Genomic DNA, 25,536 nt, shown 5'->3' on the forward strand with positions numbered 1-25,536 from the left:
GAGCCCTTTAATTATTGATAGAATTATAATTAGTTACTAAATATGTTTGTTAACTTAAATTGCTGCCTGTTCAAGTTTACTAAATACATCCCACTCTATAAAAAGTCTTCTTAGCCCCAATGCAGTTGTCTCAATAAATTCTTCTAACTTATTCATTGATAAGTTGCTTAGTTCACTTAAAGATTCATTTTCAAGATTATTTATGAATTGAATCTTCTCCTTTCTGTAATCGTAAATCTCTTGTTCTAATAAACCGCCCAACTCATACGCCTTACCGGATTCAAGCTTACTAAGTAACTCTCTAGTCTCTGGATTATTATGTGATATCAAATATTCAAATTTTGTTACATCTTGCGTATAAATACTCTTTCCATTTGGATATAATTCATATTCCGGATAAATATTAAGAGTCCATATTCTGTCCGTATAAATATGGGCGATGTATCCACACAGAAATTGCATAAATCTCGAATTACTAATTACCAAATGCCTGTTGTTTTCAAAGGAACCCCAAAGGTCTTCGTCTGTTGCAAACTTTCCTTCTTCAAACATTAAATGTGTTTTGGCCTTTTCTATTCATTCATTAGTCCTTATATGAATTGAATCGGGAGCAAGACTCCCCAGTAAAAACTCTGAGGAAGGATTAGTTAATAATCTGCTAGCAACAGAAAAATGAACCATTGGCCAAGGCATCACGTACACTCCGTTCTTTATTATCACTTTAAATTACAGATCCAGATACCATATATGAATGTGTTGTTATCTGAAGGCAATCACCTTCGAAAAGACTATCTAATTAGTCTTACTTCGTAGTTCGGGATAAAAAGGATGATATAGCCCAACAGATAAATGCAAAAATCAACAATCCCACAAACATCCAAACTTGAACTGGTCCGCTACCCATATGACTAAAGGGAAAAGGGCCACTAATAATCCAAATATATCTGTCATCATTACCATGAACGAACCAATACACAAATATCGGACATACAAATAAAATAAATGATATTCCCAAAAATAAGGATGAAAGATATTGTTTGAATCTAACCATATTAATAACTCCTTTCATAATTAATCATTAAAATATAGACACTTTATTCTTAAGCTCTTCATAGGCTTCTTTCAACCAGGGATGAACAACTTTTAAGGTCTCTTGCCGTTCCCATAAGTAATTGATATATGCAAATGCTCCATGCGTTAATGAATTCTTTAAATTTCTATTCAATTCTTCAATATATGGAGGCGCCCCTGACTGATCCCAAGCAATTTTATCAGCCACAAATAATACTTGATCAAGTAAAGTTGCATTTGCCCGTAATGTCGTATGACAACCCACGGCGTCTAATATTTCTTGATCGGTAATTCCAAAAATATCTCTAGCCATTACCTTTGATATCTTCTGGTGGATGATCATTGGAAATAGTTCCTCTTCAGGTAAAATATCGATCTGTAATTGTCTCGAGATATCTATACGCTCACTATTTGGAAAAACTGCACTGATATCATGCAACCAACCTGCAATTTCAGCTGCTTCGTGGTTCGCTTCAAACATAAATGCAAGTCTCCTTGCTTCCGTTCCAACGTCAATACAATGATCAGCTGTTTGAGGACATTTATTTATCGTTAAAAATAGATGTATATTTCTCTTCAAATCGCTTGTAAACTCAATTTTTTTTGTCAGATTCTCAAATATGGTATGCATCGTCAATTCCCCTCACCTTTTATTACCTTGCTTCCTGGCTTCTTAACTTCCGTCCGGAACTATAGGTGAACGATCAAGCGGTAGTTTCACCTAATCTACGTATGTCATAGTGCTTAAGGGCCTGAGGTCCGTATCGTTAGACTTAGCCAATTATATGTATCTCTTGATTATGCTGTTTTGAGTTTCTTCTTCATAACGATCAAGGGGAAACCCCGCCTTAGTAATGCTCTGTTATACGAAGTTATCACTATCTATGAAAAACCTTTATTATACTTTTTTGATTTATTGATTTCTTTTTATTAACGGTTTAAATAATATATAAATCCCCCTATTTCTTTACCCATACGATAGACAACAACTGGTCTGAAATAATTATAATTGAATAATATTCAGCCATCACTCAATATCTCTTCAATTAATTTTTTTTGTTCTGTAGGCATTCCATCTGGCCAACTCCCAATGCTACAGTAAAGGATCTCTGATATCTCCGTGCTTCGGATAAACGCCCCTTCAATAATTCGTCCTTTAAATACAAGATCTACTCTATTTGGTTTCTGTCCAAAAATAGCCCTGGACAGACCTATAATCTGTACCTTAAGTCCTGTCTCTTCAAAAACTTCCCTGGTTAATCCATCTTCTGGCTTCTCTAATTCCATCCAGCCACCCGGAATTCCCCATGGTTGTTCACGGTATACATGTTTTAATAGTAATACTTGTCCTTCATCATTTGTGATTACTCCTAATACAGCCACAAGGAATTTATGTTGCGCCCTATAAACAACCCAATTTTTAAATTTAGTGAACGGTGTATGTTTATATAGTAAAACAAGCCAATCTCTTGGTAATAAGTTAATCAACTTTGATAACATGATTTACCCTCTTCCTTTATATTTTATTATCGCGAGATGCTTATGCTCACAACACCTTTTTATTTATTTCTTTAAATATCTGATCAACAATCATTTCAGGTGGATTTGAACCGTCAATAATACAATCCGAATTTGGTTTTACAGATTTTATCATTTCTTGATAGGCTGCTCTTCCTCTTGAGAGATAGAATATCATGTCATTATGTAAATCATTGAATGAGGCTTCGTTGTAATCTCGAAGTAATCGTCTTGCCATAGCAATATCTAAAGGAGTATCAATGAATACTGTGAAGTCAATAAATGCACCCAACCCATTGTTTAAATAAGCGAAAGGATAATCAAGCAGTAAATATTTTAGCTTTTGTTCATTCTTACTTATTAAGTTCTGAACATCATAAACAAGTGGAGCTAGATTCCACTCATTGTAATCTGCCCCCTTATCGACCCACTCACAAATATCGACTGGATATTCTTCCAGCTCATAGTCATCAAAGAATAGAACCTTTGAATCTTTTAATCTATCTCTTAGAAGACTGGTTATCGTGGTCTTCCCACCTCCGGATACAGCTGCTATTGAGATTACGATGGGTTTTTGATTCATTTCGATATCTATCCTCCGGATTGAAGTAAGTACTTCTTTATTGGTGATACATCGTGCTAAAGGGTTTCGCAGTCCTGTGTTCAATACAACCAGTCCCCTTAGATATCTCCTATCTTAGAGGACTTCGTGTCCGGTCGGTTCTTTTCCTATCTAATTACATTCATTAACCACAAGAATAAAAAGAATAATACAACTATTGTAACTGCAGCTATTAATGTGCTAGTTAGGTTTCCAAAATAATTCTTCCTAGGTTTTTCTATTAGTTCCTGTTGTTTTTCTTCAAAATGCCTTTTTGATACATCTTCATTAACAGAATTCAGATTTTCTTGAAACACAATTCACCCTCCTTAGCCTAAGGTGACTACCATCATTTTATCATAAATTCCAAAATTTAATATTTTTAAAGAATGTTAAAATTGATGTTTTTATGTTCAGTCTACCTCATCTATGCAAATTTTGATGAACTCAAATAGATTCTCCGCCTCAACAGAACGCTTTCCCCAATCGTGCCAACAATACAACACTTGTCCTACACTTCCCGCTTCTGATGGATCAGTATCAAGACATAGATAATCCCCTCCACCGTTCTCTGCGATTGGAATCCATTTGGAATTCCAAAGTACGGGTTTAATTTCACCCTCGATATCTGGTTCTATATCGTCAGACTCAAATTCCTCCTGTAAAAAATTCCAGTTATCTATAATTAGAGAAATTGGGGAAAGTGTCAGATTTCTTACAAAGGAATTAACCCCTACATTCCAATTTTGCCCATTATGAACAGTGTAAATTTTCTTCATTTCTACAGGGAGTGTCACGTTAAGTGTATTTTCGATTAACTGAAGTTCTTCATCTGTTGCACCTGACTGTAAATTTAATGTTTCTTCAAAGTTTACTTCCAGATTTGTCCCCTTTTCTATAATACGCTGCCATAATAACTCCGCTTGATTTATCTTCATACATTCATCCTCCATATAGTAGAACTATTAAGGACCCTAGGTCCGGGTTAATCTCTTGACAAGTGAGGTTTATTACACTAGACTCTTTCTCATAAGGTTTACTGCGATAAACTCATTAAGGAGGAGATCAGAATAGAACCCTACAAATTGTTCGATGCCGAATACAAATTTGCCTGCCTAATATGGGATAATGAACCCATTAATTCTACAGATCTTGTTAAGCTAAGCCAGGTAAAGCTTGGTTGGAAGAAGTCCACAACCTACACCGTTTTAAGAAAACTCTGTGAGCGGGGAATCCTTAGAAACGACGAAGCAACGGTCACTGCCATTGTTAAAAAAACAGATGCTCAGAAATATGAAAGTCAGACTGTTGTTGAAAAATCCTTCAATGGATCTTTGCCACAGTTCTTAACCGCTTTTCTGGGGGGTAAGAAACTTTCTGAGGTTGAAGCTGAAGAGTTGAAGCGAATTATTGAGGAGGCGACTAGATGACGAACCTGTTTCTTATTATCCTTAATATGAGCATTACGGCGAGCTATGTCACACTTGCAGTTATCATTGCGAGATTTCTTTTGAGACGCACTCCTAAAATATTCTCCTATATCCTTTGGTCAGCCGTACTCATCAGACTGGTCATTCCCGTAAGTTTCACTACAAACTTTAGTATTTTAGGAATAGTACAGCCCCAGGCCCAAGCTAGTAAAGGTTTCATGGAGTTTGTGCCGTGGGATATTGGGATGCAGAAATATCCTGTTGTGGACGTTGGAGTTACAAGAATAAGTCGTTTTGTATCTTCATCTCTTCCTGATGCTACTACAATAGCAAGTGTGAATCCTATGCAGGTCATCATATGGGTCGGAAGTATCATCTGGATAACTGGCGTAGCCATTCTGCTTCTTTACAGCATCATTTCGTACTTGAAAATACTGACCAAAGTTCGAACGGCAACCCTCGTCAAGGATAATGTTTATGAGACTGACCAGATTGCCACACCCTTTGTTTGCGGTTTTCTGAAGCCGAAAATATACATCCCTACTGGCATCAGTGAGCATGAGCTCCCTTACATTTTACTACATGAGCAAACGCATATCTTGAGACGAGACTATCTGATAAAACCTTTTGCATTTATGTTACTTATCCTCCATTGGTTTAATCCGATGATGTGGCTATCGTATTCGCTCATGAGTAAAGATATGGAAATGTCCTGCGATGAGCATGTCGTTAACAAGATGGGCGAGCAGATTAAAGGTAGCTACTCAACCACTTTGCTTTCTCTTTCAGTAAACAGAAGTGGATTACTAACCGGTAGTCCGCTTGCTTTTGGAGAGAGTCATGTTAAGGAAAGAATAAAGAACATTCTCTCATATCGTCAACCTTCTTCTTGGTTGGTCGCAAGCTCTATGCTCGTTATAGCAGCATTGATTGTGGGATGTACAGCTAATCCTGCTCCGTTGCAGCCAACGCAGTCAGCCTATTCCGGATATAATATAGATACGCTTATGAAGAACAAAACACTTTTTGTGGGTAATCATGTTAAGGTAGGTGGTCTCTTTAGTGGAATGGCCATCCCGGTGGGTTTAGAGGCTAATGGAATGGCACTTCAAACGACAGCTCTGCCATATGGCGCGACCATCAATTATATAATGAATGACTCTATTGATGTGATGAAAGAGGGGGCAATAAGTGGCGAAGCTTTTTATCGTAATTCCATTCTGCTCTTAAGCCTGATTGATAACGTCGATAGTATAACCTATGCGATTGCTGACAACACAGGTCAATATGATGGCGTAACGTATAGCTTTACATTCACAAGAGAACAAGCCGACAAGCTACTTGGAGAGGATGTCCGGCATTATGCCGAAGATGAAACAAGCCTGCGAACACTGATCGATCGATTAGACAGTCTATCCTTTAATGAATTCATTAACATTGTGTATTCAAATAAAGTGTTCCAAAAAAGGGATGTCATTTTTGATGTTTAACTCTAAATCCCTTAATATTTTTTGTTGTTTAATAGTTAATTGGTCTAGATTCCATCGAGTAACGAAAAACAAGTGCAATACGACCTCACGCATCTTTAGAAGATCTGGAATATATTTTAGAGTATCATCGCTTATTGAAGTTTCCTTTGCATAACCGTTCAAAAAGTGGATTTTGGAAACCACCAATGAATTTACATTCTTCTTTGGCTATGCCGTAGAGTTTCGAAGCTTTAATCACTAATGCCTCATCCATTTTTATTTTCTCCTATGGATTTCTTGTATTTTCTCTATAATTTCACTTACACAAGATATCCTTATTTAAGCAATCAAGCGTTGTATCGCTATACTTAATGTATAGAGGAACCCTTTCCTCATAAACTTCTTTAAGACTATTACAATGCCTCTGGTTGGACTTTTGTATTGCTCCATTTTTCCGTAGCTGTTTCTTATACCGTTCAGGGGTCGAGAGAAACTTACACTATTTCCTTAATCTTATGTGTAATTTATCTTTAATCTCTTGCCTATATTCGCCCTGCATTTCATCAATTCGTGCTGCTAAAGTTGGTATCATCCATCTCTCAAGGAATCCCTCATTCGTATCGGTAAGCTTCATATACTCAGTTAAATATTCCTTGTTAAAAAACTCTCTTAAATCTCTATGAATTAACCAATTTGGAGCATTAGGTGGTAGCGAATGTGATTGTATCATCATTGAAGTTCTAGTAATATCAGCCTCATGACTTCCTACTAATAGGTTCAACCAATCAATTATTATTGGACCATTAGGTGAAATAATAATGTTATCTGGATGAAAATCATAATGACATAACGAATTTCCATCAGGTAGTGATTTCAACATATCTATAATAATTTGCTTCTCATCATTTGATATCTCATGTGAATTATTAACTTTATTCGTTATTTCCGATTTAAGATTTGGTAGAATCTTATTCTCAACATTGTGAATCTCACATTGCAGATTTGCCATTATCTTAGCATTATAGGATAAGCTCCGTTCAGATGGTTCGATATGCCACAACATTGTGGGGCCATCAATTCTCTCATAAACGATACCCATCTTACCTTCATGTTCTACTAGTCCAGAATATTTAGGTGTTCTCAACTTTAAATTATTTATTAATTCTGCATTGTTCCCTTCATTCACCGCAGAACTTTGATCATAGAACAGCTTTATTACTTCAGTCTTTCCCCATCGATAAACTTTTGCAGTGTTACCAATACCAATTAATTCGCCGATTTTCATTGTATTCGCCTCTCTTCGAGCAACAGAATGTTTCGAGTGGACTACTCATAAGTATATTTGGGAATGATCCTTCAGATAACATTCACGTATTCCTCCTGAAGCTACTTTATTTATTTGTTTTTGTTGTCATCGATGAATAATAAGAAATACTCTTTTTTATCCAAATCGCTATAACCAATGTTATCTCTACAAGATGTCAAGAAATATTCTGTGCCATTACTGTCTGCGCGAGGACCGGTTCGTATGCCCATTTGTGTACAACTTGTTTTCCGTACTCCTTTATTTTGTCCTCCGAATTCATCCCAGCTATTATCATAGGTATATAATAATTCTTCTCCATTAAGCTCAAGATCAACATAAGTCGGATCACCTTCATCAGTGTATCGAGCAAGTGTGATACTATTTCTTGTTTTGTTCAAATAGTCTTCATAGAACTTTTCAAGTTTAGAAACATTTGCAACTCCTGATGGTCCTGCAACAATATAACCCTTTGTTGCAGCATCTTTGGGAGACAAATCTGAGTGTAAAGAATCATTCATTTTATTATCTGGCTCTTAACTGCAGGCAGACAGTACAATTAACATAAAAATGATTACAAAATCCTTCCTCAAGTCTTATCACCCCTTTATCAGACTCACACTATCGGATACTACAGTTCTCTATACCAATTTCAGTCTGATTCTATATATTTGTTAATCCATTCCTTCCCTGTAGACCATTCTTTTATAGGGTTATTGGTTTTCAAAATATCAATACTCGCTTTTGCCATTATCCATTCTTTCAACCCATTTTCTTCACTACCTTTTAGTCCCTCAATTAAATATTCAAGCCCTTTCTCATCTTTACTTACGATGTTATCGTATTCATTCTGATTCTGTTTAATATAATCGAGTGGATTGCTAGAGTGTGAAATACCCTTGTTATTTATGATTTTGTCTAAATTACCCTCTATTTCTGGACCAACATTACCACTCGATTGACATGCAACTAATACAACTGATGAAAGTAGGAAAATAAAAAGAATCTTCTTCAACTCAACACCTCATTTCAATTTGAAATTTGCTTTTTATCAATTAATTTAAGAGATCTACAATTTGTACTTCTTCTATCTTTTGCCCCATGCTTATCTTTAGAGTTATCGTAATTCAGCTTAATATCTTTTCCGTTGTAGTTTAGATCATAAAAGATTGGATCTCCTTCAGTTGTAAAACGGGTAATTCGGACTTTGTCCCTCTTTTTTGAACTTATGTTGACATTGAATTCATCTAGTCTATCAATGTTTTTAATATTACCGTGTAGATCAACAATATCACCGTTCTTGATTGCAGTATCATAGTCATATACTGAATTACATGAAGAAAGAACGACGATTACACATGCCGAAAGTAACATACGAACAAACATTAATTCTCCCCCTTTACCCCGATCATCTGCACTACCGTTCGGTCGTCACCCTCCAGTTTGACGTTACCGACGAGTAGTTGTGAGGAACCGTCCCCATCTAGAAATATGGCCTCATTCAAATTCCCTACAGCAACATTTCTCTTTATAGCCGTACGAAATTGCTCCGCCGTACATTTGGTAGAAGTGACGACCAGGTAGATTTCACCAGAATTATCGTAGGCCATTGCACTGCGAAGCCGCTTGTCGTCAGGAAATGGTAGCTTTTCCTCTGTGACCGCTACGTTATACCACCCGCTTTCGTCCTTTAAATTCATACTGACTCCACCCTGCGCCCAGAACTTCGTCGCGTCTGTCAAATGCAGATCTTCGACACTTGCAGCACGCTGCACGTCAACCATCCTTGTGACTCGATCATATACCATGGTTCCACGGGCGTATTTGACATTATACCAGCCAGAGCCATATGCTTTAGGAACTCCATTTGCGGGCATGCCATCCATAACCGCGATGCTCAACAAGTGATTTTCCCAAAAAAATCCACCATTGATTCCGTTGGTTCCTGATCGTACGACGTTGTCGTTTATGCTATTAAGCGAAATATTACTCGGTTTCGTCTGCAGCACATGTAGAATAACCCCGTTGTCATCGGTCTTTTGAAAGTACTTAGCGCCTTCTGGAATGCCATCTTTACTTAAGATCCATACAGATACGACCCCAAGAATTAAAATGAAGGCACCTAAGTATATTGAAAAAGAACGTCTTATAACGGCGAATCCACCATTCCAATTCCCCTTTCTCTCCATATCCATTTGTCCTCCTATAATAGTAAGGGCTTTTATTTAGTATCTATAAGTCAACGACCCACTAGCTTATACGAACGTTAGTGAGCGGCTACGATGCGGCTGGTTGTCGGGATGCGATAATACATTGTTATCCGATGTGAAGGGAATCATAGAATCAACAAAAGTGCCTTTAGCATAATGAAGACCGATTTAACTTTTGAATATTAGCATCATTAATTTGACTGAGAATTTTCATTATACCACCTTCTGAGTTGATGAATTTGAGCTTGATGATAGCGACTATGGTCAGCTATATGCCACAGGCCCCAGCATATGGTTGCTTGCTTCTCATTTCCATGTCCAAAAGTGACAACCTTATCTAGATCAGCATCTGTTAATTGTGTACATGAATCTCTCAACATTGTTAATATACCTTCATATTTAGATATGAGTGTGTTCAAAGACATCCCTTTGATCATCGGAAGCTTATTATTTTCATCTATCATAGGGCCATATTGCACTTGTAATGACTGCGGAAGTGGTAGCCCCTTTATTCTATAAACCCAATTCAGATCAACGTACATGATATGTTTGAGTAACTGAGCGATACTATTATAATTGTTATTAGGTCCCTTGTAATCCACTTCTTCTTGCGACATGTCATTAGTGATTCTTTGTAGTCGCTGGCTATTCTCTTTTACAGCGGAATATAATATTCCTACAATAGGTGGCATATTTGCTTCTCCTTTTAAATCATAACGCATCCTAGCACCTCCTCCTCGCTAGTTGATATATCTATCTAACAAACGTTATATAATCAATGTTAACCGGTTCAAAACCATCTACTCGAAGTCTCGAGTTAATCTGCCCTCGATGATACTGACCATGAAGTGCTACGTGAGTTAAAATATCTCGTATAGAAGTCTTAAACTCTTTACCACTACTATTAGTGTATGTTATTAAGTTATCTAGACCAGTTTTCACTAATTCCTCGAGAAGTGTTTTGAAGTTTTCTTCATTTTCTTTAATAAGGTTTGCACAGACTGTAATATCACCATCCGACCAAATGGGCATTTGTGAAGTGTCCATTCCTTTTAATCTAGTTAGCCATACTTGTTCAGAATATAGAATATGAGAAAATAAACTTAAGTGCTTTTCATCCGTCTCTGCATTTTGCAATGTTTCTAGAATAAGTTGATTGGCCCAATTTAAATGCTCAAACATCTTTTTGATTGTTTTCAATGTTACCGCCTCCTACATTATCAATGGCTTGTTTACGTAACTATTCGTTAGCTGATAAGTTTTATGTACTCACTTTCAAAATCACTTTTATATCTGGTAGTTAATTGATAATCTATGATTTCTGAGACCGACTGTAATACGTTATATTCATGTTTAATTAAACTCCACATTTCAGGATTCGTCATTCCAACATATTTCTCTAATTCTTCTTTCGATATATTTCTTCCTAAATAGTTCAACGTTTGAATATCTACATCAAAATGAATAGGCTCACTATCAATTATTACCCCGTCCATGTCAAAAATAAATGCTGGTATCATATTTCATCTCCTCTTTTCGAATTATTTCATATGACATTTAATCGGCTTAAGTGACAAGAGGGAACGGAGCAACGTCTTCCTCGAACTACTTATTGTTATTGTGAATTACTATATGTCCTAAGATGGATTGCTCATTCATATCATTAGAGTTAAACATCGGTGTTGTTTCACCCTTATCTATTCGGATTATCCCATCTATTTGTTTGACTTCATGATTAAATTCTAAATAACCACCTACTATATTTTCCCCTGATTCTAAGATATAGCCTACAATTTGATTATAATGATCGGTTTTTTCATTCAGGATATATCCAGTTTCTACAACTTCCTCTTCTATAAAGGGAGTTAAGTCTACATTTCCCTGAGTTCGTATAGTATTCATATGATCTTCATATGATTGTAAAGTTCCTGCCGCATAATTTGTTTCTGATGCAAATCGTTCAATACTCCATCCATATTCATTCAAATATGTTACATGTTGTTTATTGAAATGTTCAATTGATTCTATCTTGTTTTCTTTTTCTTTACATCCAGACAGCACACTCAGAATTAGCAGTATAAGAAAAATAAATCTATTGAGTTGCAAACTATCATTCCTTTCTTTTAATAGAATTTCAATTTATTCGGATGGTTGACATACACTGGATTTCCCTAATCATATGTGGTCTATGACTATGGATCGTTTTCACCGGTAATGAAAAAATTTATAGAGCTCTTTGAGTGACCCACTACTATCTTATTTTAATAATAAGTTGTTAATTCTATTGGGTTATCCAATTGATGAATATTGCAGTTATGAGAAACGGCAGACCAAATAAAAATAGTACCGATGAATACTTGTTTCGAAATTTTCTATCTTCTGTTGTTTCAAAATTTGCTCTCATTCTATCTTCACTAATAAAGAGTCCTGATAGTATACCCGCTAACAGGATGGAGATAACTCCGATTCCCCCTGTCACCTTTATTGCCAATCCCCAATTACTAAATAGGCCTAACAATAAAGCAATAACAACACCTATCGTTGTTCCAATAATCAAGTTTCTAATAGTAATCAGTCCTTTTTATGGTCTCTTCTTCTGATTTACTAATCCATTCTTCAGGTTTTCTACTCATAATTCTGACTTCTTTGAGTTATTGCAAAAGTTTCGTATTAGCTTTTAATGGTTTTAAGGTATCATTGTAGGTATTGTTTGTTAATGCGATAACTATATTTCGGGAAGGATCTACACAGATATATTGCCCGCCCAAACCCATAGCAAAATAAAAAGATCGCTCTAATGATTCATCTGACACCCACCAATGATGACTGTAATAACCTATGTGTTCATAGGTTAAATGCTTAGGTTTTGTAGAAGTAGATATCCATTCTTCACTAAGTAATTGTCGTTTCCCACAACGCCCCTTGTTTAAATAGAAGTAACCGAATTTCTGCATATCTTGAATAGACATGTGTATCCCGAAACCACCAATATTAATTCCCTGAGGGTCTACATGCCATATGAAATCTTTAATCTACAAACTGGAGAAGAGATACGTTATTGCGAAATCTTTTGCACTCATTCCTGATACCTTTTGAAGTATTGATAATAACAGATGGCTACATCCAGAATTATAGTTCATTCGTTCACCTGGTTCGGTGTTTAATGGGCGCTCTAATATATAATTAACCCAGTTGGGACTATGTATCATGTTCGGCCAGCCATTCCAATTAAACATGAAGTAATGCTCTTCGTGCATGAGTTCACTTTGTGAAGCTTATCTTTAGATTTATTGTTTCTAAAATATTGAAGCACAATATCTGGACCAACACTCATCAAACAACTTTCAATTTTTTCTTTTCTTAAAAAACTAACAAAAGATTTTATTTTTTTCATCATTTATTTGACTCTGATATGGAAATTCAATCATAAATGGTTTGCTCCTATTCGTTATTCTCAGCTAATCTGCTAAGTTGCTTGTATTCGTGACGTCAACATCAACACTCACAAAATCACTTAAATATGTTCATTTCCTTTGAGAATTGCAGATACCCCTTTACATCCTCACTCTCGAATCCTTTACAATTAGAGACTGTGAAAATATTATTATGGATCCCCTCTTCTTTGTTCATTTCCTTACAGAAATATGTAATCTTCTCTCTCTGCCCGCTATAAGCATCTCTGGTAGCATCCGTTGTGAATCGTATTTCTGAGCCATTAAAGTTCACATCATAAATGATTGGTCCACTATCACTAGTTGGTGATATTAGCATTACATTATCGCCTTTATGATCTTGGAATCTTTCATAAAATATATGCATTCTTTCGTATTCCAACTTATTGAAGTTAGTTAAGATTCCTCTTTGTATATACTTCTTATCATATTGAGCATTCAATCGAATGAAATAGAAGAGACAAATACAAAGGACAACAATAATAATTGAGAGTAACCAAATCGTTTTTTTCATTGGATCTCCTTGTAATTACGATACTGTCAGCTATTGCGTATAACGTTCTATGTATATGACACGGCAGTAAATCTCTGTTATATGAAGTAATCACCTTCAGAACTTACTAACTTCCTCAACTATAGTTACTATTTTCCGGATTAGAAACTAATGGATTTCCTGTAAGCATGATGACCGAGCAGTATACGCGATGAAGTTCTAGTACTTTGTTAGCCGATAATATTTATATAACTCCGAATATTTTTAAAGCGTATGAAATACCACCTTCACTTGCTCTTCTAGTAACAAAGTTCGCTTTCTCTTTTAATCGATTCTCACCATTTCCCATTGCAATTCCCAAGCCAACATACTCCAACATATCTAAGTCATTTCCCCCGTCACCGAAAGCAATAGCTTCAGATTTATCAATTTCTAAATAATCAAGAACCTTTTTAATCGCTGCTGACTTAGAAACTTCTGCTTCTTCAAGCACGTTCATGACATATCTGTGAAACCTCACGAATCTGAGCTTGGGGAAGTTATCAATATATTTTTGATCTTCGCTACCGTCTGCATATAAGCACATGCAATAAACTTCCTCTGCTATAGAGCTCATTTTTGGGGGATATTGAGTAATACTTAACGTCTCATTCAGGGCCTCCATGACTCGTTTATTATCTGAGCCAATTCCGTTCATGGCGAACGCCTCCGTAAAGTAAGAAACGCTATGTCCATTTAATTCAGCAAATGCCGTGAGTTCTCGAACGGTTTCACTCGCAAGCACTGATTTATAAAAAACGTTTCCATCACATTGTATTAGTGCACCATTTGCAGAAATAATTGTATCCAAACCCATTGACACCAACTCTTCACACAAACTGTACGGTCTCCCTGTCGCAACTACAACTTTTATTCCTTTGTTAATCAATCGATGAATTGCTTCTTTCGTACTTTGCGGTATGCTCCTATCAATCTCACTTAATAAAGTACCGTCAACATCGAAAAACACAATCTTGTACATCATATCTTGATCCTCTCTCTAACTTTATTACTTGAATGCTAATTGTTTACATAATATAAACGCAATTAGTATGCTCGTAGTTCACTTGGTCCTGAATATATTTCTTGCAAATCCGATCAAGGGCGAATTTCCGTAGTAGGAATGCTGTTTTATCAGATGACAGTGCCTTCTATGTAATACACTCTATCAAGTACTCTTACAGATTTTTTGTCAGTATTACTTCAAGTGGTTGAGTCTCCAATAGTAAACATCCAGCATCACGATACCCAATCTTCCTATAAAAATGTTGTGCATCTTCATTAGATTGCGTTGACGTCATTATTAGTTCAAATCCTTTTTTACGCATAATTTCTTCCCAATACAGAACAATTTCTTTACCCACTCCTTGTCCTCTATGTTCTTCATCAATCCATATCATGTTCATAAAAGGAATACTGTCCCAAAAGTATCCATATCTCATCCAACCAATTTCTTTCTCTGCATCCCTAATTATAAAGATCTCATTTGCATTAATCTTCGTTCTTACAAGTGTTTCAGGAATATGTCTATCTCTTTCAACAATGTACTTATAATCTTTTTCTGTTGCCAATTCTATCTTCATTCCAAATCCCCCGATATACTATATTTAGGAACTACTCTACTACATATCTGTTTTTTCTGGTTTCCATCCCTTTATTTGAGACCATTTAGTAGCCTTTCTAAGGATGTCCCAAATAATAGGATCTTTCCCATCCACATATTTCACTCTATCATGACGAAAAAGATTCATTAATCGGTGTTTTTCAGCTACATAAAATACACAATCTTCAGGATGCGTTCTTAAATAATCTCTAAAAAGTAAAGAAATCTGTTCACCTAAACTTCCAACTTGTCTAACATGAATATGAGTCCTTCTTGTTCCTGGAATCTCTCGGAAATATCCTTTTGTTTTGTCGATGTTTGCAGATCTGTAGACAAATCCCAGTCGTTCAATCTTGGATTTGTATTTGGACAAATCATCAAATTCTATAACGGAAATCTGAATATCTATTATGGGTTTCGCCTCTAGGCCTACAACTGAAGTTGATCCAATATGATCAATTCTAATTGCGGTATCTTGCAGTGCATCTCTTAACTCCTTACCTAATTCTTCAAATAAATACTTCCATTCAGGATCATACTTAGCTATTCTCCATTGTTCATCCATGATATTACCTCATTTTCTGTTTTAACATGTTCCGATAATATAAACTAATGATGAAGCATCTGTTAAAATATCATTCGTCTGATACGGGAAAGAACGTATCCACGCAATATATATATCTAGTGATTCTTACTTTCTCTTAACCGAACTAATCCCACCGATGTAACTTTCATAGAAGAATCGACCCAATTCAAAGCTTGTAATTTAACGCCTTGTATGTGTATTCCTGACCTTGATTTCTCTTAGATAGATCTTTATCTTAAGGAAATCAACCTGTCGCCTGAATCCTCTTCCTCGAAATCGTCCGTGACCAAGGGGAGAATGCCCGCAGTAGGAATGCGATGTTATGTGTAACAATACTCATAATCCCCCAAAGAACATGGATATCAAATTATATTCCCTACATAAGAAATACATAATTACAACAAAAGGTAATACACGTAAACGTTGCATATTGTTACTTGGGAGAACGATAAATAATAATATCGCCAGAAACAAATCAAAGTCTTGAAGTAAAGAATGAGTATAATAAAAGCCATCTCCATTTATCAAAAGTAAAGCTATAGGTGGTGCTGAACAAAACGCAGCAATCCAACCATTTCCACCGGCATACCAAATAATATAAGCACAAATTGGCGACAACAAAGCAAAAACACCCCAAGCAAAGAAATAATATTTAGGGAAGAAACCAAACAATACACTAGAATAAGAATAATACGCTACCAGCATTCCTACGAAAAATATAAATACATATAGTGCCGCAGCTTTGGGAGAACGACTCCTCGCAGCAAGTAATGTACCTATTAGAACCCAAATTCCTAGACTCGTTGTGATATCTCTAATAATGGATAACCCATATGTATAAAATCTAAGTATAGTTTTACTATCTGCGTTAATGGAAACAGTATCCGCATATTTAGCCACAAAACCTAATATTAACCCAAAGGAAAATACAAACAATACGCGAAGTAACTTTTGCTGTATTGTAAATACTAAATTGGATCTCACCCTTACTTGATTCATCCTGTCTTTCATGCTTATTTCACTTCCCATATATAAAACTAATTGATTTCTTAGATAACCGTTCCGATCTTCTCAGCCTTCAACTAATTGATAAAATCTAATATCGCCTTTGTCTGTCTCGGCGATTAAAATATCTTTTCTCTCTTTGACAAGATAGATTTTTGTTCCAACTTTTAGTTTATTAGCTGTTCCGTTTTTAAAATCTTCACCTCTATATCCTTTGTGAGTAATTTCAGTTATTTCTATGTCTTTCGTTAGATCCAACTCATCTACCCATGGAACACCTGCATTGTAAATTGTGTCTTTATACATAAAAATATTTGCATTCTGATCCAGCCTTAGAGTCTCCTCTGCAGTTGGATTCCCTATTGTTTCAGTAGACTGATATGCAGATAAAATAATGAGAAAGACTAATATATTGAGTATACGATGCATTATTTTCCTCCTTACATATTTTTTACTGTTGTAACCACTTTAGCTGAGATTCAAGCTGCTTAAGTGACTGTAGGGAACCGGTCATCAGACTTAGGCTCACATTAGACCTTCATCTCTAAACAGTAAGCCAAAATAGCCTGTTGAACATAGATTAAATTCTTCTTAAATGGATATCCCACAAAATATTTGGAACTCATGACTTCATCACTGACTTCTTCATTTCTAAAAAATATTGCTCCTTTGTTTGCTATCTTCATTCTTTCTAGTGTAATTTGATATTTATCAGTATATTCTTTATTTATAAATTGACTAGGTAGTGAATCTGTCAGCACCACATCACTTCCAGACAAAGTGGCTTCAAGAGAAGTAGAAAATTTGTAATTCGAGTTATTATATGTGAGTTCATTACCAGAAGTACAAACATGATTGTATGTAAGGTTCATAACTTTAGCAATTTCCATCCAAGACCTTGAAATATTATTTGCGGTACCTACGAATGTATAAACCAAGTCCCTATAATTTTCTCTGTTTTCTGCTATCGAATAAAGGTCAGAAAGTATCTCACATGGATGATTATGCGTGGTCATAGCATTGACTATTGGAATTGAGCTATGAAGTGAAAGATCTAACAGTTTTGAATAATCTGAATGCCTAATAATTAAACCATCCGCCCAGTTATAAAGATAATTCATAACATCTTTTGGTTCTTCTCTTTTATCGAGTGTTTCAGGTGGAAACAGTATACATTCTCCACCTAAATCCTTGATTCCCTTCTCAAAAGTAATTCTCGTCCGTATGCTTGTTTCAGGAAAAAATAATATAAAAGTCTTTTCACTTAGAATTTTTTTATTTTGATTTTCTTTTAAATATTTTGCTAATTCAAATATCTCTAGGACTTGTTTTTCAGAAAGCGTGCTTAATTCCAATAAATGCATGATACCCCCACATCCTTTTGTAATTTTTTTGAACTTACGCTGATTTCTTATAACGTTTGGCTGTCCTGACGTATTATATATTTCACTTCCTATTTAATCGTAATTGCTGGAGATTCATATGTTTTATTAGTTATCCAGACCTTATAGGTAATTGAGCCTTCTAGATATTCCTCATCGCAATGAACATCATGTCTATATCCATGGATTGTGTTTGATCTTACTAGTTCAAACAATAGTGCATAAGCTAATTTTGAGTCTTTAGTTTTATAGCCATCAAATAAGTAACCTATATCGTTGTAAGCACCACTATAAACCCATTCATGTGCCTCCCGAATTGTTTCAAACAGCATTTCTTCAATAAACCAGGATAGTGAATTTTCAGATTCTTGATCATACACATTCATCTAATAATCAATCCCTTCTGGTCTTTAGGGCTATATGATTTTATGATCTTCTGGTAGCATTAATTTCTTGTTACGTTGCGAAATACGTAATCAATCATTCTATTAACTGCTTTTCTCAAATTAATATATATCCTTAAAATAGATCATCAATGCGTATAGAGAATATAAATTATGTTCTCTCCGATATCTTTATTACAGCTATCAATTCCCTTTAATTTATTTATCACCATTTTATGTCTGTTTGTCGAAATTGATAAATTAATAATGAAATTAATGCAATAAGTAACAATACAGCTATCGGGAATGTATTTACTGGATAATTAATGTACTGAAGAGCGTAATTGATTTTAACAATACAAAAAAATATAGAATAAGAAATCAATGTTACCAGAAAATTGTTAAAGTACTCCTCTTCTCTGTTTCTAAAAACTGCAATTATTGAAAATAAAAAAACCGATTGTTAACACGATGTATAGAAACATATTGTAACTCTCCTTTCTTTGTGTCTAGTTGTTTTGGGGGATTTCTGATAACGTTGCGAATTCCAGACATTCAAGTAGCATAAGTGACCCAAAGGAACGGGTCCTCAGACTTAGCCAGTTGAATATTTCTTCTGAATATCCTACTCCGATTATTCAACAACATGAATTTCGGGGCTAATAAATATTCTCTTGTTTTGGTTATAATAGTCTTCTATTGAGGGCCCTATATTACAAAAAAGGATCAAGTAATCTACTTTGCATCCTCAACTAATTTCTTGAATCATCTGAAGTTAAATGATTGCCACGCGTACAGTAATAGAATTAGTATTAAAATTAACTAACATTCATAATATACTTCTTTGAAAAAGGTATATAGACCGCTATGGTCATGTAATATTAGGTGATGTTCTCAGATAACATTGAGTTAGCTCTCAAAAAATATTTTGTTCTCTCGTTGTATTGCTCCCATAAATAATCTTTGTTTTCAATAATTAATTTAGGAATCTCCCATTCTTCAACCAATGATTTAATAAATTCTTGGTTTGGTTTCCAATCTCTCTCAGCTTCATCTAATCCTTCTGGAGTATGTAAAGAAGGTATCCATTCTACACCTCTTATTTTACCTATCATTTCCCAGTTTCTTCTAACATCGAATTGATAGATATAAATAAGAACAGGATTCAATCTATTTAATATATCTACTAAAAGGTTAAATAGTTCTTCTATCATAGACGGTTCCATTCCCATATTATATGCAAAACTTAATGTGTCTTGAAACAATATACTCTCGATAATAATAATTTCCGGTTCATTCTTATGTAAGTCTACAAATCTATTAAATAATTCAACAACTCGATTAAAATAATAGTTAGCCTCACCTTGATCTTTAAAAGTTGTGAATTTACGTTCATGTATGAATAGTGGATGATCTTTAGTTAATTCATGATAAAAAATGTTCTTTATTTCTTGTTTATTCAACTCATTAGATATCATTTCTGAAAGTGTTGACTTACCAGAACCAGGTATACCATCTACTATGATTAGCTTATGACGAGTCATATTTTTCTCCTTTTCTGACGATTTCACCTAACGTCCTTGCATTCACCAACCCTCACACCTTAAGGAGGGGACTGGGAGGCTTAGATAGCACTTGTCTTAACCTCCCAGTTCTCCGGCCGCGACGCGGTTAGGTGGTGCAGGGTTCTAAGCTGAATCCGCTTGCTCTAAATTGCTCCTTGCAAACCGAGGGACTGGCGTAGTCAGGCCCCATGCGTGAATGTAGTTTTTACTGTTATAACAAGTTTGTACCAAGTTGGAAATCGAAATCTCAGCTTTTCTCTTAAACCCATCAATTGAGAGAAAAGCTACTGTTAAGCCGTTATTCGCTTCTCAGACACCCCTCTTGGTGACCAAGGAGGTCAGTGACGAAGCGGAAATACAATGTTAGATGATGTCAGCGTCTACTTTGAAATACCCTCATCTATAGTTATCTATAAATATCCTTCTCCGTCAGATGAATAGTAGATTGATACAGCTATTTTATAGCTGAAATAGTAAACTCCCATGGAATATTTTCATTTTCCCAACCACGATGCTCATCAAACTTCTGTAATGTTAAACCAGAGGTGATTACCGAATTTATAATTTCACTAAGGGTATAAGACCTAACAGAAACATCTGGAAATTCTTGTTGCTCCTGCTCATCAAAATAATGTTTATACGCTATGTCTCCATTACGTAATTCCTGGTCAAAGTAACCCGTTCGGGTTAGAGATTCAGATCCTTCAACAATACATTTTCTTAAAGGGTGGAAATCACTTAGTACCAATACCCCACCCTCTTTTAGTAATGAATAAAGAATAGATATGAATTTACCAATATCATTAAAATAGTGTAATATTCCTCCTTCTAAATAAAGAATATCAAAATAATTTCCATACTTTTTCAAGTTAATATCATAGATATCTCCGATAATATAATCAATAGAGGTTTTTGCATAATGGGCCAATTCTAATGCATATTTTTTATTTTCTTCTGAGATATCAAATACGGTTACTTCTGCACCCAATAAAGCTAATGGGACTGCTTTTCTACCATTTGAACCGCAAAGATTGGCAATCTTCTTACCTTCTATATGGTAAAAATACTGTTTATGTTTTTTTAGACATGCTATAGGACTTTCTAATATTTTATTAGCTTTATCCTGTGGAGAACCGTCTCTTTTGTTCCAAAATTCATACGCTCTAAATTCCCAAGCCACTTTATTTTTGCTGCTTTGTTCATTCATTTTCATTTCCCTCCCGCTTACATGAAATGTCGTTAACTCTTTATTGTTTGTTCTGTTTGAATTATTCTTCCTGCTTGGTGACCAAGGAGCATTAGCGACGATGCTGAACAACATTGTTATTGGATGTCAGCGCCTTCTTCGAAATACTTTTAAATATCGTAGCGTTCAATTTCAAGTGAAATATTTCATTACATTATTTACTTGATACTTCTTCATAATTAATATCTTCAATGATTTCTTTAGTACCATCTTCTTTTACCACCATTACTTCCACATCTTTAGTCGGACTAATTGCATACCAAAACCTCTTTCCATCTTCAACATTAATGATTTTTGCAGGTTCATCACCTGCATATACTTCGCTAATTGCTGTGCCACTTATTGTACCTGAATATATAAAAGGTGTTTGGTCCAAAGAAGACCATTTTACTGGCGAATTCCATTCAGCCCCTCTTGTTTGTCTCCATTGCCATTGATTATCCTCTTTCTCAAAGTAAGCTATAAACATTTCTTCTCCCCGTTCATTATTTTCTTTGAAAACTGCCAATGCATCATTTTGATGTGCCACATCGAACTCCTTGTGAACGAGCTTATAGAAATAATCATCTTCACCAATATGCATATTCTCCATTTTTTCATGAAAGAAAGTTTCAAATGTTTGTTGTTGTGAACAACCAACAATTAAAAATATCAAAATGAAAGATATTACAAAATATAAAAATTTCAATTTCAATTCTCCCCCTTATCAATTAATCGTTAAAATTTTCTTGCTTTGATAACGAAGGTTACTGGAAACATCTTCGCTCTTTTTACGAAATCATTATTTTCATCGTGCAATTGTATTATTTCATTGTCGGTTTCTTCAATCATTTGTTCAATAACAAACCCTGCCGAAATGAACATGTTCAGGACCAAACAATTCGTATAGAAGTTGGACCTTTCTTTCATTCATAGGAACTGTCCATTCTAAGGTGTCCACCATCCATATACGGCCGGGGATCTTTCGAATATTCACAACTATATTTGCTTTGCTTGATAGCCCTTTGTTGTAATGCTAAGTAAGATATCATTACTTCGGGTAATAAAGATCACTTCATTCACACTCCTAGTATAAATTCAATATTCAACCTATAATCCCTGCCCTCCCAGACCTCTATCCGATCTGCACATGAAAGTATCACGCGAATATGTTTAACTATTGGAGACTCAAGATTATAATTAACAACAAAAATAGACAGCACCCAAATTGGCGTGACTGTCCCGATCCTTTCGGGTATTTTCATAACAACGCGACACAGCTTCATGAATAACTCTAACACTACAGCTCATTAATCATGTGAATATCTAATGGCTCTTTATTAAATAGCTCTATATCTGTTTCTTCTGTAATCTGACTCCCATGACTCTTATAAAATGATACCGCCGACTTTGTCTCCGTCGAAGAAATATATAGGTACCTAGCTCCCCTGTTTCTTGCTTCGTCTTTTAACTCATTTAATATCTGGGTTCCAATACCTTGTCTTCTATATTTGTTAGAGACGTACATTAAGTCTATCTGCAATTGATCTTGATTAGGCCCTCTGAATTGGTGAGCAAGAACTCCGAATCCAACTAATGTGTCCCCGTCGAATGTTCCGATAGACAATCCCCCGTTACGTAATTCATATAAATATCGTTCTTGTATTTCCTCGATCAACTCTTCATCCCAATTGGGGCATTCATGGTTCTTGATAATTTCAACGATTTGGCCATTCTGTAGTTCATAGATGAGATCAATGTGTTCGGATCGATCGATCTCCTTAAGTTTATTTACTTGCTCTTGAGTCATTATTTGATATGTAATCATGATTAACCTCCACTATTCATTCATCCCAATATACATAATACGTCCCCAACACCGAACTTAATTCTCCAAGTATCGAATACGACGGCAAGGCATTTACTGGCACTCTTTCATTCGTGATCAATGGCTCTGAGAGATACAGTTTATTAAAAGCTACTACGTGTGAATTTGAAGAAACCTTGGGTTGTGTACGCGTAACTATTATTTCATGAGGACTGTAAAACAAACGTTTAGCTTCCTCTTGTGTCCATTCACAACGTAGTAATAAAGATTCAAGACTAGCATCCGTCATTTCACTAATAGACTCAACTGACAGCACATTTTGTTCAATGAGTTGAGTAACTAAATACTTCAGAATGGCACTTGGGCCTATGTTCTCACCGGAACAATGAAATTTGGCTTCTGATATAATAAATTGCAATAATGTTTCAGCAGTTTCAGTATCCGTTGAGATATAATTCCCATTGAGTTCAAGTCTCGATAGTAACTTGGTTGACGAGTTAAGGATCCCTGTTATTTGCGCACTCCTAACCCATGAATCAAGATGATCCAAGTGGATTTTATTATCCTTATTCCGTAAGGGGCTTGTAACAGTTCCCTCTATTAAATCTAGAATTATACGAGGATCAAATCCATATTTAATAAGAATTCCGCTTATCTCTGAAGAGTATAATAACTCATAAGTTCGTTTATGATGGTCACAACCTTCAATCTGCTCAAGAACGTGGCTGAACGGGTAATGCCCAATGTCATGTAATAGTGCCGCAACCCTTAGTTCATACCAATCAGGACAATAATAAGCAACTAATGAGAATACACCAATCGTATGTTGAAGCCGAGTTGCTACATGGTGTGTGTTAATGTAGCTGACACCACTATGATGAATAAATTGTAGCCTCCGGACAGGTGAAGATTTAAGCAAGCAAGATTCTATTTCTGTTAAGCTTGTTGTAAGTCCCCATAATGGCTCCCATAGTTCACAACCACCCATTAATTGTGCTATATATCCAGTATTTAATCCACTCAACCTTTTTCCCCTCCGACAAAATATCCGTATGTAATACTATTCCAAAGAAAGACCATATGACCATCCATCCACATAATTACTTTGTTACCCGAAATTCATAACCATCTCAAGCTAGCTCGAACTGTAGGTACTCTTGTTATCATCCTTCCCAAGAGAACTCCTTAAGTCTTTACCAACTAATGGCTCCTCTTTTAAACCTAGAACTGTCAAAACCATCCTAATATATCTACATTCGTGAAAATTGTCGTAATCCCCTCTTAACTCAATCATTACATTAGCGAATAAGAACTTTAACATAAATAAAAAAGCCACTTTCGTGGCCTCATTTCATATTTAATTCGTTATAATAATGGCATTATTCTTACTATCCCATGTCACTTGTATTCCTGCTATTTCTAGAACATTCCGCAGTGGGAGCATAACCGTTGTACCTTGATATCGTGAAGGTGTAATTGTGATTTCTTTGCCATTGACTATTGCTTTGTTCGAAAGTGGCTTATGAATAATTGTACGATCACCCATGATGATAGTTGCCGTCTGATTCTGATTATTCCACTGTACGTTAGCACCTAACAACTCTAGACTTTCTCTCATTGGAATGAAAATGCGGGAATCTACAATTGCAAATGGACTATTCAATTTCTGTTCTTCACCGTTAATCACTACTTTACCCTCGAACGTTCGGAGTCCCAACTCATATCCGTTTTTTACAGCAATCTCTTCGAACGATAACTTAGATGACGTAATGACGGCATAAGAATTCACTTTCACTTGTGTAAATAGTTCGTGAATCTCATCATTGTACATCCGAATACATCCAGCACTGACATACTTTCCGATGGAGTTCTTATTGCTATTTCCATGAATAGCATACGTCGTGCCTTGCGTACCATTTACTTCAAGCCCGATCCAGCGATCCCCCAACGGATTACGAGGATCTCCTCCAGGAATTTTATCTTTGTAATACGGTCTATTTTTGATTTTGTTCGCAATTCTGAATTTACCTTCAGGTGTTAGTTCGGGGTCCTTCCCCGTTGCAACTACAAATTGTCTTTCCAGTTTCCCATCTCTAAAAAATGCCATTGTATTGGTTTTCTTGTTCACCACAATTAAATCAGAATTGATTGAGCTAGCATTCGCCTTTTCTGCAAATGGCGTCACCCACAGCAAAAGAATTACAATTGTAAACGCAGCGATGCGTTTAATATAATGAGACAGTGCGCAAAACCTCCTTTTTACTACTATATTATTGTAATGTTCGTCCTACGACAGATATCACCATCAAGATATAAGTTTTTGACTTAAGTTGAACCAATTAGGGTATACGAATAGGATGTGCGACAATGAGT

At 35.5% G+C, this 25,536-nt stretch carries 35 protein-coding genes and 1 pseudogene; 2 read left to right on the top strand and 34 right to left on the bottom strand.

The annotated features are described in order from the left end of the window. Positions 1-54 precede the first annotated feature (54 nt). From PBAT_RS07760 to PBAT_RS07790, 6 genes are all read right to left on the bottom strand, one after another. Entirely contained in the window at positions 55-552 is a 498-nt protein-coding gene (locus PBAT_RS07760; protein WP_068648239.1) for a hypothetical protein, read from the bottom strand. A gap of 526 nt (positions 553-1,078) precedes the next feature. Beyond that, positions 1,079-1,702, bottom strand: a complete 624-nt coding sequence (gene yqeK / locus PBAT_RS07770) for a bis(5'-nucleosyl)-tetraphosphatase (symmetrical) YqeK (RefSeq protein ID WP_068648243.1) — start codon at positions 1,700-1,702, stop codon at positions 1,079-1,081. A 389-nt stretch (positions 1,703-2,091) separates the two neighbouring features. Beyond that, on the bottom strand, positions 2,092-2,571 hold the full coding sequence (locus tag PBAT_RS07775; protein ID WP_068648245.1) for an NUDIX hydrolase: 480 nt from the start codon (positions 2,569-2,571) through the stop codon (positions 2,092-2,094). Positions 2,572-2,617: 46 nt separating this feature from the next. Further along, positions 2,618-3,172, bottom strand: a complete 555-nt coding sequence (locus tag PBAT_RS07780) for a nucleoside/nucleotide kinase family protein (protein ID WP_068648246.1) — start codon at positions 3,170-3,172, stop codon at positions 2,618-2,620. Positions 3,173-3,318: 146 nt separating this feature from the next. Then, on the bottom strand, positions 3,319-3,507 hold the full coding sequence (locus PBAT_RS07785) for a hypothetical protein (RefSeq protein WP_068648248.1): 189 nt from the start codon (positions 3,505-3,507) through the stop codon (positions 3,319-3,321). A gap of 96 nt (positions 3,508-3,603) precedes the next feature. After that, a complete protein-coding gene (locus tag PBAT_RS07790) occupies positions 3,604-4,128 on the bottom strand; it encodes an SMI1/KNR4 family protein (RefSeq protein WP_068648250.1) in 525 nt (174 codons plus the stop codon). A 132-nt stretch (positions 4,129-4,260) separates the two neighbouring features. Between PBAT_RS07790 and PBAT_RS07795 the strand changes: the two genes are divergently transcribed. Both PBAT_RS07795 and PBAT_RS07800 read left to right on the top strand, forming a co-directional pair. Continuing rightward, positions 4,261-4,620 carry a BlaI/MecI/CopY family transcriptional regulator gene (locus PBAT_RS07795; protein WP_068648252.1) on the top strand — a complete coding sequence of 120 codons (360 nt, stop codon included), beginning with the start codon at positions 4,261-4,263 and terminating at the stop codon, positions 4,618-4,620. Continuing rightward, a complete protein-coding gene (locus PBAT_RS07800) occupies positions 4,617-6,110 on the top strand; it encodes a M56 family metallopeptidase (protein ID WP_084402891.1) in 1,494 nt (497 codons plus the stop codon). The genes PBAT_RS07795 and PBAT_RS07800 overlap by 4 nt, the downstream gene beginning before the upstream one ends. Before the next feature lie 124 nt (positions 6,111-6,234). On the opposite strand, the gene PBAT_RS26215 is transcribed toward PBAT_RS07800, so the two are convergent. The 28 genes and pseudogenes from PBAT_RS26215 to PBAT_RS07935 form a co-directional block, all read right to left on the bottom strand. After that, positions 6,235-6,363 (bottom strand): hypothetical protein, encoded by a 129-nt coding sequence (locus tag PBAT_RS26215; RefSeq protein ID WP_276326535.1) that lies wholly within the window; start codon positions 6,361-6,363, stop codon positions 6,235-6,237. A gap of 225 nt (positions 6,364-6,588) precedes the next feature. Further along, a complete protein-coding gene (locus PBAT_RS07805; RefSeq protein WP_068648254.1) occupies positions 6,589-7,374 on the bottom strand; it encodes a phosphotransferase in 786 nt (261 codons plus the stop codon). 110 nt (positions 7,375-7,484) lie between these two features. After that, positions 7,485-7,889 (bottom strand): DUF4362 domain-containing protein, encoded by a 405-nt coding sequence (locus PBAT_RS07810; RefSeq protein ID WP_169810091.1) that lies wholly within the window; start codon positions 7,887-7,889, stop codon positions 7,485-7,487. Positions 7,890-8,044: 155 nt separating this feature from the next. After that, complete coding sequence (locus PBAT_RS07815) at positions 8,045-8,407, bottom strand: hypothetical protein (protein ID WP_068648258.1); 363 nt, start codon at positions 8,405-8,407, stop codon at positions 8,045-8,047. A gap of 14 nt (positions 8,408-8,421) precedes the next feature. Next, on the bottom strand, positions 8,422-8,778 hold the full coding sequence (locus PBAT_RS07820) for a DUF4362 domain-containing protein (RefSeq protein WP_068648260.1): 357 nt from the start codon (positions 8,776-8,778) through the stop codon (positions 8,422-8,424). Beyond that, the gene (locus PBAT_RS07825; protein ID WP_068648262.1) at positions 8,778-9,581 is read right to left on the bottom strand and encodes a phosphodiester glycosidase family protein; all 804 of its coding nucleotides are present in this window, start codon (positions 9,579-9,581) and stop codon (positions 8,778-8,780) included. Before PBAT_RS07825 ends, PBAT_RS07820 begins: the two co-directional genes overlap by 1 nt. Before the next feature lie 212 nt (positions 9,582-9,793). Beyond that, on the bottom strand, positions 9,794-10,324 hold the full coding sequence (locus tag PBAT_RS07830; protein WP_068648264.1) for a DinB family protein: 531 nt from the start codon (positions 10,322-10,324) through the stop codon (positions 9,794-9,796). Between the two features lie 31 nt (positions 10,325-10,355). Further along, on the bottom strand, positions 10,356-10,802 hold the full coding sequence (locus tag PBAT_RS07835) for a DinB family protein (RefSeq protein ID WP_068648266.1): 447 nt from the start codon (positions 10,800-10,802) through the stop codon (positions 10,356-10,358). Between the two features lie 47 nt (positions 10,803-10,849). Next, positions 10,850-11,122 carry an HAD family hydrolase gene (locus tag PBAT_RS07840; RefSeq protein ID WP_068648269.1) on the bottom strand — a complete coding sequence of 91 codons (273 nt, stop codon included), beginning with the start codon at positions 11,120-11,122 and terminating at the stop codon, positions 10,850-10,852. A gap of 85 nt (positions 11,123-11,207) precedes the next feature. Further along, positions 11,208-11,708, bottom strand: a complete 501-nt coding sequence (locus tag PBAT_RS07845; RefSeq protein WP_246168205.1) for a DUF4830 domain-containing protein — start codon at positions 11,706-11,708, stop codon at positions 11,208-11,210. 175 nt (positions 11,709-11,883) lie between these two features. Then, positions 11,884-12,159 (bottom strand): DUF5316 domain-containing protein, encoded by a 276-nt coding sequence (locus PBAT_RS07850; protein WP_068648271.1) that lies wholly within the window; start codon positions 12,157-12,159, stop codon positions 11,884-11,886. Positions 12,160-12,253: 94 nt separating this feature from the next. Next, the gene (locus PBAT_RS25915; protein WP_246168204.1) at positions 12,254-12,571 is read right to left on the bottom strand and encodes a serine hydrolase; all 318 of its coding nucleotides are present in this window, start codon (positions 12,569-12,571) and stop codon (positions 12,254-12,256) included. Positions 12,572-12,634: 63 nt separating this feature from the next. Further along, a complete protein-coding gene (locus PBAT_RS25920; RefSeq protein WP_248912417.1) occupies positions 12,635-12,838 on the bottom strand; it encodes a hypothetical protein in 204 nt (67 codons plus the stop codon). A gap of 274 nt (positions 12,839-13,112) precedes the next feature. After that, positions 13,113-13,568, bottom strand: a complete 456-nt coding sequence (locus PBAT_RS07860) for a DUF4362 domain-containing protein (RefSeq protein WP_068648273.1) — start codon at positions 13,566-13,568, stop codon at positions 13,113-13,115. A 223-nt stretch (positions 13,569-13,791) separates the two neighbouring features. Next, positions 13,792-14,568: a Cof-type HAD-IIB family hydrolase gene (locus PBAT_RS07865; protein WP_068648352.1), complete on the bottom strand. Its 777-nt coding sequence runs from the start codon at positions 14,566-14,568 to the stop codon at positions 13,792-13,794. Positions 14,569-14,764: 196 nt separating this feature from the next. Then, positions 14,765-15,169: a GNAT family N-acetyltransferase gene (locus PBAT_RS07870; RefSeq protein ID WP_068648275.1), complete on the bottom strand. Its 405-nt coding sequence runs from the start codon at positions 15,167-15,169 to the stop codon at positions 14,765-14,767. Between the two features lie 39 nt (positions 15,170-15,208). After that, positions 15,209-15,754, bottom strand: coding sequence for a GrpB family protein (locus PBAT_RS07875; RefSeq protein WP_068648277.1), 546 nt, complete (start codon positions 15,752-15,754; stop codon positions 15,209-15,211). Positions 15,755-16,111: 357 nt separating this feature from the next. Then, on the bottom strand, positions 16,112-16,786 hold the full coding sequence (locus tag PBAT_RS07880) for a DUF6518 family protein (RefSeq protein ID WP_246168202.1): 675 nt from the start codon (positions 16,784-16,786) through the stop codon (positions 16,112-16,114). 60 nt (positions 16,787-16,846) lie between these two features. Then, positions 16,847-17,209, bottom strand: a complete 363-nt coding sequence (locus tag PBAT_RS07885) for a hypothetical protein (protein ID WP_068648279.1) — start codon at positions 17,207-17,209, stop codon at positions 16,847-16,849. A 101-nt stretch (positions 17,210-17,310) separates the two neighbouring features. Next, entirely contained in the window at positions 17,311-18,144 is an 834-nt protein-coding gene (locus PBAT_RS07890) for an ornithine carbamoyltransferase (protein WP_068648280.1), read from the bottom strand. An 89-nt stretch (positions 18,145-18,233) separates the two neighbouring features. Then, positions 18,234-18,542 (bottom strand): hypothetical protein, encoded by a 309-nt coding sequence (locus tag PBAT_RS25755; RefSeq protein ID WP_211267825.1) that lies wholly within the window; start codon positions 18,540-18,542, stop codon positions 18,234-18,236. Between the two features lie 884 nt (positions 18,543-19,426). Further along, complete coding sequence (locus tag PBAT_RS07900) at positions 19,427-20,089, bottom strand: P-loop NTPase family protein (RefSeq protein WP_068648285.1); 663 nt, start codon at positions 20,087-20,089, stop codon at positions 19,427-19,429. A 475-nt stretch (positions 20,090-20,564) separates the two neighbouring features. Then, the gene (locus PBAT_RS07905) at positions 20,565-21,317 is read right to left on the bottom strand and encodes a class I SAM-dependent methyltransferase (RefSeq protein WP_068648287.1); all 753 of its coding nucleotides are present in this window, start codon (positions 21,315-21,317) and stop codon (positions 20,565-20,567) included. 193 nt (positions 21,318-21,510) lie between these two features. Next, positions 21,511-22,044: a hypothetical protein gene (locus PBAT_RS07910; RefSeq protein WP_068648289.1), complete on the bottom strand. Its 534-nt coding sequence runs from the start codon at positions 22,042-22,044 to the stop codon at positions 21,511-21,513. Between the two features lie 29 nt (positions 22,045-22,073). Next, positions 22,074-22,214 (bottom strand): annotated as a pseudogene (locus tag PBAT_RS25925) (class I SAM-dependent methyltransferase); the annotation flags it as partial. A gap of 421 nt (positions 22,215-22,635) precedes the next feature. Next, positions 22,636-23,163 (bottom strand): GNAT family N-acetyltransferase, encoded by a 528-nt coding sequence (locus PBAT_RS07920; RefSeq protein ID WP_068648299.1) that lies wholly within the window; start codon positions 23,161-23,163, stop codon positions 22,636-22,638. 16 nt (positions 23,164-23,179) lie between these two features. Continuing rightward, complete coding sequence (locus tag PBAT_RS07925; RefSeq protein WP_068648302.1) at positions 23,180-24,187, bottom strand: HD domain-containing protein; 1,008 nt, start codon at positions 24,185-24,187, stop codon at positions 23,180-23,182. A gap of 333 nt (positions 24,188-24,520) precedes the next feature. Further along, complete coding sequence (locus PBAT_RS07935; RefSeq protein ID WP_248912418.1) at positions 24,521-25,291, bottom strand: stalk domain-containing protein; 771 nt, start codon at positions 25,289-25,291, stop codon at positions 24,521-24,523. Between the last annotated feature and the right edge of the window lie 245 nt (positions 25,292-25,536).

The organism is Paenibacillus antarcticus (genome assembly GCF_001637225.1).
Lineage (GTDB): Bacteria > Bacillota > Bacilli > Paenibacillales > Paenibacillaceae > Paenibacillus_AQ > Paenibacillus_AQ antarcticus.